At 70.4% G+C, this 10,471-nt stretch carries 8 protein-coding genes and 1 pseudogene; 6 read left to right on the top strand and 3 right to left on the bottom strand.

What is annotated here, in order from left to right; all coding sequences use genetic code 11:
• Window positions 1-167: 167 nt before the first annotated feature.
• From AADR41_RS39080 to AADR41_RS39055, 6 genes are read left to right on the top strand one after another with little or no spacing between them, the layout of a single operon-like run.
• Window positions 168-977 carry a carbohydrate ABC transporter permease gene (locus AADR41_RS39080; RefSeq protein WP_446751190.1) on the top strand — a complete coding sequence of 270 codons (810 nt, stop codon included), beginning with the start codon at window positions 168-170 and terminating at the stop codon, window positions 975-977.
• The gene (locus AADR41_RS39075; RefSeq protein ID WP_342286979.1) at window positions 967-1,806 is read left to right on the top strand and encodes a carbohydrate ABC transporter permease; all 840 of its coding nucleotides are present in this window, start codon (window positions 967-969) and stop codon (window positions 1,804-1,806) included. Before AADR41_RS39080 ends, AADR41_RS39075 begins: the two co-directional genes overlap by 11 nt.
• Window positions 1,803-2,762, top strand: a complete 960-nt coding sequence (locus AADR41_RS39070; RefSeq protein ID WP_342286978.1) for an ROK family protein — start codon at window positions 1,803-1,805, stop codon at window positions 2,760-2,762. The genes AADR41_RS39075 and AADR41_RS39070 overlap by 4 nt, the downstream gene beginning before the upstream one ends.
• Entirely contained in the window at window positions 2,759-3,460 is a 702-nt protein-coding gene (locus AADR41_RS39065; protein ID WP_342286977.1) for an N-acetylmannosamine-6-phosphate 2-epimerase, read from the top strand. The genes AADR41_RS39070 and AADR41_RS39065 overlap by 4 nt, the downstream gene beginning before the upstream one ends.
• Window positions 3,457-5,100: a DUF4127 family protein gene (locus AADR41_RS39060; RefSeq protein WP_342286976.1), complete on the top strand. Its 1,644-nt coding sequence runs from the start codon at window positions 3,457-3,459 to the stop codon at window positions 5,098-5,100. Before AADR41_RS39065 ends, AADR41_RS39060 begins: the two co-directional genes overlap by 4 nt.
• Before the next feature lie 14 nt (window positions 5,101-5,114).
• Window positions 5,115-6,698 carry a beta-N-acetylhexosaminidase gene (locus tag AADR41_RS39055; RefSeq protein WP_342286975.1) on the top strand — a complete coding sequence of 528 codons (1,584 nt, stop codon included), beginning with the start codon at window positions 5,115-5,117 and terminating at the stop codon, window positions 6,696-6,698.
• 374 nt (window positions 6,699-7,072) lie between these two features.
• On the opposite strand, the pseudogene AADR41_RS39050 reads toward AADR41_RS39055, so the two are convergent.
• The 3 genes and pseudogenes from AADR41_RS39050 to AADR41_RS39040 form a co-directional block, all read right to left on the bottom strand.
• Window positions 7,073-7,437: pseudogene (locus tag AADR41_RS39050) on the bottom strand (RNA polymerase sigma factor); the annotation flags it as partial.
• 295 nt (window positions 7,438-7,732) lie between these two features.
• The gene (locus AADR41_RS39045) at window positions 7,733-9,241 is read right to left on the bottom strand and encodes a S1 RNA-binding domain-containing protein (protein WP_342286974.1); all 1,509 of its coding nucleotides are present in this window, start codon (window positions 9,239-9,241) and stop codon (window positions 7,733-7,735) included.
• A gap of 801 nt (window positions 9,242-10,042) precedes the next feature.
• Window positions 10,043-10,255 carry a tautomerase family protein gene (locus tag AADR41_RS39040; RefSeq protein WP_342286972.1) on the bottom strand — a complete coding sequence of 71 codons (213 nt, stop codon included), beginning with the start codon at window positions 10,253-10,255 and terminating at the stop codon, window positions 10,043-10,045.
• Window positions 10,256-10,471: the final 216 nt, after the last annotated feature.

Here is a 10,471-nt window from a genome sequence, read left to right as displayed (position 1 = left end):
CCCCCCCCCCCCCCCCCCCCCCCCCCCCCCCCCCCCCCCCCCCCCCCCCCCCCCCCCCCCCCCCCCCCCCCCCGGGGCAGCCGACGCGACGTCCGTTCTGGACCCGGCGCCGACGCGACCAGCTCGCCGGTCTCGCGTTCATCTCCCCCCAACTCCTCGGCAGCGTCGTGTTCGTACTGCTGCCCATCGCCCTGGTCGTCCGGTTCAGCCTGCACGAATGGAACGTGCTGGCCGGCGACTTCCACTACACCGGCGGCGACAACTACACCAAGCTTCTGGACGACGCCAACCTGCCCCAGGTGCTGAAGTCCACGGCCCTGTTCTCGGTCGGCCTGGTGGTGCTCAACCTCTGCCTGGCCCTCCTGCTCGCCGTCCTGCTCAACCAGAAGCTGCGCGGGATGACGGTGTTCCGCACGCTGTTCTTCTCTCCCGTCGTGGTATCGCTGGTCGCCTGGACCATCGTGTGGGGCTTCCTGCTCCAGGCCGACGGCGGCATCAACGGCCTGCTGCACACCGTCGGCATCGACGGGCCCAACTGGCTGCGCGGCGAGGGCTCCGCCATGTTCTCGGTCATCGTCGTGCAGGTGTTCAAGAACGTCGGTCTGAACATGGTGCTGTTCCTGGCCGCGCTCCAGGGCGTGCCCAAGGAACTGTACGAGGCGGCACGGGTCGACGGTGCGGGCGCGTGGACCCGGTTCCGGTCCATCACTCTGCCGCTGATCAGCCCGACGATCCTGCTGACGTCGGTGATCACCATTGTGGGTTCGCTCCAGGTGTTCGCGCAGATCGCGGTGCTCACCCAGGGTGGCCCGAAGCTGTCCACCACCGTGCTCGTCTACTACCTCTATCAGCAGGCTTTCCAGTTCCATCACTTCGGCTATGGCGCGACCCTGTCCATCCTGCTGCTGCTGATCGTGCTGGCGCTCACCGTGTTCCAGTGGCAGTTGCGTAAGAGGTGGGTCTTCTATGAATCGTAAAATCCCGCTGCGCGCCCGAGTCGCCCTGTACGGCCTGCTCTGCGTGCTCGCGATCCCCTTCGTCTTCCCGACCTGGTGGATGGTGACGTCGTCGTTCAAACCCGTCAGCGACATCTTCTCCTACCCGCCACAGCTCATACCGACCAACCCGACGGTTTCGGCCTACCGGGACGTCTTCGACGGGCGCCCGTTCGTCCAGCAGTACGTCAACAGCGTCTATATCGCCGCGCTGGTGACGGCGGGGACGATGATCGTGTCCTCGCTCGCCGGGTACGCCTTCGCCCGTATCAAGTTCCGCGGCCAGAACGTGCTGTTCCTGGTGGTACTGGTGGGCCTGCTCATCCCGAGCGAGGTCACCATCGTCCCGCTCTTCCAGATGTTCAACGACCTCGGCATGATTAACACCCACTGGCCGCTGATCCTGGTGCCGATCTTCGGCGCGCCGAGCGTCCTGGCCACGTTCATCATGCGGCAGTTCTTCATCAGCCTGCCCCACGAACTGGAGGAGGCCGCCCGGATAGACGGCATCGGCTACTTCGGCACGTTCTGGCGGATCGCCCTGCCGCTGGCCAGGCCGGCACTCGGCGCCGTCGGGATCTTCACCTTCCTGCAGAGCTGGAACCTCTACCTGGAACCAGTGGTGTACCTCTCCTCGCCGGAGAAGTTCACCCTGCCGCAGGCACTCACCCAGTACATGGACTCCTACGGCGGGCCCATGTGGAACGTCCAGCTCGCCGCGGCGTCGCTGACCGCGATCCCTGTGCTGGTCGTGTTCGTCATCGCCCAGAAGCAGTTCATCGAGGGCCTCGCCCATACGGGGCTGAAGTGAACGCCACACTCGGCATTGACATCGGCGGCACCAAGACGCTGGCCGCCCTCGTCGGACCCGACGGCGCCGTGCTCGACCAGACGCGAGCCGACACCCCGGCCGCGCAGGGCCCGGACGCGGTGCTGCGGACCGCCGCCGACCTGGCCCGGCGCCTCGGCGGCACCGGTCCGGTCGGCGTCGGCGCCGCGGGCGTCATCGACCCGGCCACCGGCGTCGTCCGGTACGCCACCGACTCCCTGCCCGGCTGGGCCGGCACATCGGTGGCAGAGGCCCTGGCTCAGCGCATCGGCCGGCCCGTCGTGGTGGACAACGACGTCAACGCCGCCGCCCTCGGCGAGAGCTGGGCCGGCGCCGCCCGCGGTCACGCGCATGTGCTGCTGGTCGCCGTCGGCACCGGCCTCGGCGGCGGCCTGGTCCGCGACGGCGCCGTCGACCACGGAGCGCGCGGCGGCGCCGGAGAGATGGCCCATCTTCCGGCGCCGGACGCCGACAAGCTGACCTGCGGCTGCGGGCGCACCGGACACCTGGAGGGCGTGGCCTCCGGCACCGGGCTCGCCCGCGCCTACCGGCTGCGCACCGGGACGGACGTCACCGGCCGTGAGGTCGCCGCCCGCTGCGCCGCCGGCGACGCAACCGCCGTGGAGGTCCTCACCACCGCCGGCCACGCTCTCGGCCGGACCCTCGCCGGCCTGGTGGCGCTGCTCGACCCGCAGACGGTGGTGCTGGCCGGAGGCGCCGGTGAAGCACTGCTGCCGCACACCCGCAGCGCCTACGCCGCCGAGCGGCTACCGGTCCACGCCGACGTGACGCTGGTCCCGGCCGCGCTCGGTGCCGCAGCGGTCGCCGTCGGCGCGGCCAGGGCGGCAATGACCCGGCAGGCCACGCGCCTACCGGCCGATCCCAGCCGGCATCCGCCGGTCACCTTCCCGCACACCACCGAGACGGAGCCCCAGTGAACGTTCTCGACATCCTCCGCGGCGGCCTGGTGGTCTCCTGCCAGCCGCTGCCGGACGAACCCGCCGACCCGATGCGGGACGCATCTGTGCAGGCAAGGGTCGCCGCAGCCGCGGCCCTCGGCGGCGCCGCCGGCATCCGCGCCAACACCCCCGACCACATCGCCGCCGTGCGGGCGGCCGTAGACGTGCCGGTCATCGGCCTGTGGAAGGACGGCCCCGGGCCGGTGACGATCACGCCGACCAGCAGGCACGCCCGAGCCATTGCGCAGGCCGGGGCGCACCTGGTCGCCATCGACGCCACCGACCGGCCGCGGCCCGAGCCGTTCCCGGCCGTCGTCGCCGCCGCGCACGCCGCCGGCGTCCTCGTCCTGGCAGACGTGTCCACCGAGGCCGAGGGACACGCCGCAGCCGACGCAGGCGCCGACGTCGTCGCCACCACGCTCTCCGGCTACACCTCGCACGCCCCGAAAACCCCGGGGCCCGACCTCGGCCTGCTGGAACGCCTGGTCACGCGGCTGTCCGTTCCGGTGATAGCCGAGGGCCGCTACCGCACAGCGGACGACCTGCGACGCGCCTACGCCGCAGGGGCACACGCCGTGGTGGTGGGCAACGCCATCACCTCACCCCTGTACCTGACCAGGGAGCTGGCCCGGACAGCTCCTGCTCACGCCGACGCGAACGGAGCGCACCCCCGATGAGAAGACGCACAGTCCTTACCGCCGGAACCGCCGTCCTGGCCGCCCCGCTGCTGGGCCTCGCCCCGCAGGCCGCCACCGCCGCCCCACGTCCGAGCCGCCGGATCGCCCTCGTCCCTCTCGACGACCGGCCCGTCAACGTCTACTGCCCGACCATGACCGCCGCCGTCGCCGGCGTCGACCTCGCACTGCCGCCGCGCAAGGCCCTCGGCCGCTTCTTCCAGCCCGGGGACGGCGCGGCCGTCGCCCGCTGGCTGGGCTCGGTCGGCGCCGACGAGTACGTGATCTCGGTGAGCATGCTCGCCTACGGAGGCCTGATCGCCTCCCGCACGGGCACGCCCACTCTTGAGTCGGCGCGGGCCAACATCGCGGCGATCCGGGCACTGCGGGCCGCCCGGCCGAGCGCGCAGATCGTGGTCCACGACACCATCCAGCGCCTCGCGTTGACCCCCGGCAACCCCGACCTCGAACAGTACGTGGCCGCGCTGGTCGAGTGGGCCAAGCTGTACGACCAGGTGGAGAACCTCGGCCAGGAAGAGCTGCGACCCCGGCTCGTGGCAGTCCGGGCCACCATCCCGGACGCGGTGGTCGACGACTACCTGACGGCGCGGGCCCGCAACCATGAGGTCAACCGGCAGATGGTCGAGTGGGTCGCCGACGGCACCATCAGCCATCTGGTGCTCTCCGAGGACGACACTGCCCCGGTGGGCCTGGCCAGGGCCGAACGCGTCGAACTTGAGAAGCTGGTCGATCAGCTGGGGGTCGGCCGGCGGGTCGAGGTCTTCCCCGGCGCGGACGAGGTGGACGCACTGCTGGTCGCCCGGCTGATTGCCGCGGGGATCGCCCCCACCTACCGGGTGGAGTACGCCGGGATCTCCGGCGAGCAGTGGACGGCGAGCCTTGAGGGCATCCCGTTCGCGGAGAACATCCGCCGGCACGTGAAGTCCGTCGGCGGCACCGTCGTCAGCGGCCGCGCCGACCTGGTGCTCATGGTCAACACCCCTTCGGTGAGCGAGAGTCAGCGGGCGTCCGACCTCGCCTCGTTCGCCCGCCGGGTCGCCCGGCTGACGGCGGCCGGGGAGTCGGTCGTCGTGGTGGACCCGGTCTTCGTCAACCGCGCCGACCACGACCTGGTGGCCGAGCTGGAACAGCGGGTCGACCTGGCCGCGCTGCTCTCGTACTCCGGCTGGAACACCGGCGGCAACGCCCTCGGTCTGGCCCTGGCCCATGCCACCGCCCGCTGGGCGTTCCTGCACCGCTCGACCAGCGGACTGGGGGTACCCGCGCTGACCGGGCCGGGCCGGGCGCACGCGGAGTACCTGCTCTACCGGTTCGTCAAGGACGACCACTGGAAGAACGTCATCCAGAAGGCCGCCTACGCGGAGGCCACGGCCAGGGGGTGGACCCCCATGAACCTGACGGCTGAGCAGAAGGTGTTCTTCGACGGCTGGGTCCAGGACCGCCTCGCCCCGGCGACCCGCCAGTACTTCACCGACCACTTCGCCGGCCACCACCTCCTGCTCGGCCGCCGCGGCGCTACCACCCGCACCGCCAAGCTCGCCGACATCACCGACATCCACATCGAACTGCCCTGGGACCGCCTCTTCGAGGTGACCCTCGAACCCCACCTCACCCTGGCCTGAGAGGAGAACGAACGATGCAGCACAGCCCCCGTCGCCGCAGCATCCTCCTTGCCGGCGCCGTCGGCCTCGCCGGTGCCACCCACCTCAGCGCCACCGCCATCGCGGCCCCCGCCCGCACCGCGCCCGTCGCACCGCCCGCGCCCGCGCTCATCCCCAAGCCCCGCTCGCTGCAGATGCTCGGCGGCCGGCCGTTCGAGATCACCGCTGACACCGCCGTCGTGGTGCGCCACCGGGCCCACGAGGCCCGCCGCACAGCCGAGTACCTCGCCACCTGGCTGCGCCGGGCCACGGGCCATGCCGTCCCGGTGGTCAACTCCGGCGCAGCCCCACAAGCCATCACCCTGGCTGACGACGACGAGACCCCCTCTGCCGAGGGATACCGCCTCGACGTCACCCACGGCGGCGTCCACCTGCGCGCCGCCGAACCGGCCGGCCTCTTCCACGCGACGCAGACCCTGCGCCAGTTGCTCCCCGCCGCAGCGGAGTCCGCCACCCCGCACACCGGTCCGTGGACGATCTCCCCCCTGCACATCGACGACGCCCCGAGGTTCCCCTGGCGCGGTTCCATGCTTGACGTGGCACGGCACTTCTTCACCGCCGACGAGGTGAAGAGCTATATCGACATCCTCGCTCTGTACAAGATCAACCGCCTCCACCTGCACCTCAGCGACAGCCAAGGCTGGCGCCTGGAGATCAAGAGCTGGCCCCGCCTGGCCACCTACGGCGGCTCCACCGAGGTCGGCGGCGGCCCCGGCGGCTACTTCACCCAACGGGAGTACGCCGACATCGTCCGCCACGCCGCGGAACGCCACATCATGGTGATCCCCGAGATCGACATGCCCGCCCACGTCAACGCGGCCCAGGCCAGCTACGCCGAACTCACCTGCGACGGCGTAGCACCGCCGCTCTACACAGGCGAGAAAGGCATCCCCAACTCGCTGTGCATCGACAAGGACCTCACCTACCGGTTCATCGGCGACGTACTCGGCGAACTCGCCGACCTCACCCCCGGCCCCTACCTGCACATCGGCGGTGACGAGGCGCTGGCGACCAAACCCGAGGACTACCGCTCCTTCATCAGCCGCGCCCAGCAGACCGTGCACGGCCTCGGCAAGCAGATGGTCGGCTGGGAGGAGGTCGGCCTCGCCGACATCGCCCCCAGCACTCTCGTCCAGTTCTGGGCCAACGCCGCAAAGGCACAGGGCGCGCTGGCACAGGGCGCCAAGCTCGTCCTCTCGCCCAGCAAGAAGGCGTACTTCGACATGAAGTACGACGCCGACACGCCGTACGGGCATGACTGGGCCGGTTACACCGATGTACAGGACGGCTACACCTGGGATCCGGTCACCTACATCCCCGGCGTCGCCGAGAGCCAGGTGCACGGCGCCGAGTCCGCGCTGTGGACGGAGCGGGTGGCGACTTTCCAGGAGGTGCAGTACATGACGCTGCCGCGGCTCCCCGGCATCGCGGAGATCGGATGGTCGCCGGTCGACGGGCGGGGATGGGAGGAATACCGGGTACGGCTGGCCACGCATGCGCCGCGGTGGTCCGGGCTCGGGTGGCGATACCACCGATCGGTGGAGGTGCCGTGGGAGTGACCCGGTGACCCGGTGGTGATCCGGGGATCGCTGAGGCCCTCAGGCTGCGGGCACCGATCCGGTCCCGCAGCCTGCGGGGCAAGCAGTAGGGCCACCGGACCGGGGGAGAGGCGACCCCCTGGTGGCCACCGCCAACCCGGTCAGCTCAAGAGCCCATGCCCTCGGCACCAACAAGGACTGACTCTCGCCTCGGACCGATCTGTCGGTGGTACCGGCACTTGGTCCGAAGCCATCGACGTGGCCCGAGGCAGCAGGGCACCGTCAAGGTCCGCGCGACCGTGGAGCTCGGTGGCCCACCGGCCGATTCGTGCACGGCTGTGGTGCACGAGCAGTACGTAGGCGCTTTGGCTTTGCTGATCAGTCCTGTTCGGGGTGAGCCGGCCCGTGCGGGAGGCGAGGTGGCGTCGCTCCGATGCGCTGCTGGTGCGTCGAGCCGCCTCACGGTAGGCGTGGGCCGCCGCCTCGTGGTCGCCGAGTTGTTCCAGGAGATGGGCGCGGACTGCGAGCAGGCGATGGTGGTGTGCGGCGCGCCAGTCGGATTCCAGGGTCGCCGGCAGGTCGGGCCCGGCGGCAGAGCCATGTGTCATCGCGACAGCTGCGCGGTTGAGAGCGACCACCGGGTTCGGCGCGAGGTGCTCCAACAGGCCTACAGGGCAAGGATCTGCGGCCAGTTGGTGGCATCGACATGCTCGGCCTCGTCGTGGACGGCGGCGATCGCCGCCTGCAGCCGCCCTCGACCCTGCGCAGGGTCAGGGCGATCCGGCTGGGCTCCGACAACGCTGGGTGGCAGCACAGGAGCAGCGGCGCCCGGGAGTCGCCCCGGCGCCGCGTCCGCCCCGGCGTTCGCGGCGCGGCCACTCGACCTGGGGGCGACGGCGATGCGGCCCTCGCGCCGGCGCCGCGTCCGCTCCGGTCAGAGCTCGTAGCTGCGTGGGCGCGCCAACGGCTCCTCTCAGCGCGCGCTGGGGGTCAGCGCGGTGGAGTCGAGGCGCACCTGGGCGTGATCATTGAGGGCTCATGCGGTACTGCTGCCCTCATTCCAGTTGGGCGCGTTTGAGCGAAAGGCTGATGCGGCGACGCTGGCGGTCCACGTCAAGGATGGCTACGCGGACCTGGTCGCCGGGCGCGAGCACCTCCTGCGGGTGTCCGACGTCGTGATCGACCAATTCGGTAAGGTGGACGAGGCCCTCGACACCCTCTTCCACCTGGACAAACGCGCCGAACGGCACCAGCTTGGTCACCGTCCCCGAGACCGTGTCCCCGCCCTTGTGGGTATCGGCACAGTGCTGCCAGGGATCGGGCTGCAGCGCCTTCATGGACAGGCTCACCTGCTCCCGTGCGAAGTCGATGCTGATGATCTCGGCGCGGATTTCCCGACCGACGGGGGCAATGTCGTCCACCGAGTCGAAACGGGTCCAGGACATCTCGGGAACACGGAGGAAGCCGAGGAAACGGCCCAGATCGTCATCGAGGTGCACGTACACCCCGATGTCATTGAGACCCGTCGCGACAACGCCGGTGACAGCCTCGCCCACTCGCAGCGAGCCAAGGAACGTCCGCCGCTCCTCGGCCCGGCTGCGATTGGTGCGCCAGCGTGCCCGAAGGACGCCGTCCCCGTCGGGCAGCACTGCCGCGAGAAGCGGATGGCGATCTGCTCGTTCCAGCGGAACCAACGCAACGCGGTGGCCCGGGCCCGCCGTGATCTGGGGATTCGGCACGTCTGCCCGTCCCATGCCCGGTTCGGCGACACACGCCCTGTGGAACCCCCCGCCCGGATACTGCCGTACGAGCAGGTGAAGGCGTTCCCCGCGCACGACGGCGGCGCGGATCGCCTCGACGTCGTCGGTGAGGTCCGGCCATACCGCCAGCCGCGCCCGTGGGGTCAGACGCTCATGCACAGTCTCGACCTCGTGAGCGGCCGTCAGGCGGTGCCAGCGGTAGGCGTTGCCGGAGGGACGCTCCTCCAGCAGGACCCCGCCGCGGTCCGCGACCAGTGCGCCGACCTCGGACCAGAACTCCTCGTCGGCGGCCCGCGAGTCGTCGGTCTCGTCGAGGGCCGGGTCGTAGGGTGAGCTCGCGACCCGGTCGGCGAACAGCCCAAGAACGCGGGTGCGGGACACGGCGTTCTCTTGGTCCCGGCCGCCACCGACGTATATGTCGTCCCGGTCGCCGACATGGACGAAGAATCCATTGTCCGCCTGCAGCCGGCACCAGGCGCCCTCGCGCAGCATCATCGCCCGCAGCAACCCGAGACCGGTGGCGAGCGGGACACGCGCGCCGTCGTGGAACCCGACGCTGTCATGGGGGAAGAGCCCGCTCAGCCCGTTCCCCCCTCTTCCCGCGAGGACGGAGAAGGAGAAGAACCCCTCGGCCATGGGATTGTCGATCGTCACCTGCTCGACAGCGGCATCGAGCGCGAACCCGGCCACGGCCGCCACACAGGCAGCAGCGACGCTTTCCCTCAAGTCATACGCGATGAAGGTGCTGTCTGCGCCTGCCGCGGCGTCGAGGTCAGCAGGGTCGTACGGAGTGATGCGGTACACGAAGGGCGCCATGTCAGCGGCCCGGATGGCTCGTAGTCGCCCTGAGGGCCGGTCGCGGGTGGACAGGGGGAATGGTCACCCGCGAACTCTACCGGCACCAGGACCGGCATGAGATGGATTCAAAATTGGCAACGGTGACCCGGATCGGGAGCCCAAAGTCGGGACGGCTCGGATACGGACATGGGCTCCCCGGCCTATCCCGAGCTGTCGGCCGCCGAGCGCTCCGCCGTGTACAGCCTGATTCAGCAGGACCATCGGACAGCGGCAGCCGCCCGTAAGGCTCCTGCACTAGCTGGTGGATGTCGCCGATACCGAATACGGAGCCGGCGCGCGGCCTCTGCGCGCGCCATCCAGCGTGCCGTCTCCCGGTGAGCGGTCGCAGGATCCGGGCGGCCTACGGAACGTCGGCGGGGGTGCAGTCGGTGGAGAGGGCCGCCCGGCGGCTTCCCGCGGCCCGCTCGACTGCTTTTCCCCCGCGAGATCAACATTGCTGCGCTCGCCGGTCCGGGCTGATCGGAGGACAGCCACAACGAGGTTGGCTTGAGCACCCGTCCCGGACCGGCCCTTTGTGGGCTGGGTGGCGGCCGGGCCGCGGCGGGCCCGAGCACCCCACCCACCGGGCGACCTCACGGCGGTCGTCCAGGCCGTCCTCGTCCTTCATCACGCGTCAGCGTGATGCTGGAAAAGGCGCAGTGGCCTGCGACCCGAGTGACGCGGCCCTCTTGGCGTCGAGAGAGGGCCACAATCAGTGGTGCTCGGTGACCAGCATCGGCGTGCGCTGTTTCGCGTGCTTCATGTACTTCAGTGCTGACGCGACTTTTCGAGAAAGTCGGGGTCGGAGGCGAGGACGCCGCCCTGCGCCCAGTACTTGACCGGGTTGGCGTGGAACAGGACGAGAATCTTGTCGCGCGGGATGCTCGTGACGCGGTGCACGGTCTCGGTGACCTCAGTCAGCAGTTCCTGCGTCTGCTCGTCACTGGTGCCCTCCCAGGCGTCGATGTTGATGATGGGCATCGTGCTTCTCTCTTTCGTTTCTTCTTGTGCGGGTGCGGGTGCGGGTGCGGGTGCGGGTGCGGTGGCGGGCTTCGGCGCTGTTCCGGGCGACATGGCGTTCGTAGGTGATGACCTGGCCGTGCTCGCCGACGATGACCCAGGCGTAGAGCCTGGTCTCTGACGAGCACTGGTCACAGCCACTCGTTGACGGCCGTGCCGTCCGGCCCCGCCCCCGGC

The organism is Streptomyces sp. CLV115, from assembly GCF_038448545.1.
GTDB lineage: Bacteria > Actinomycetota > Actinomycetes > Streptomycetales > Streptomycetaceae > Streptomyces > Streptomyces sanglieri.
Note: the sequence above shows the minus strand (reverse complement) of the source record. Positions and strands in the feature narration are given on the sequence as shown.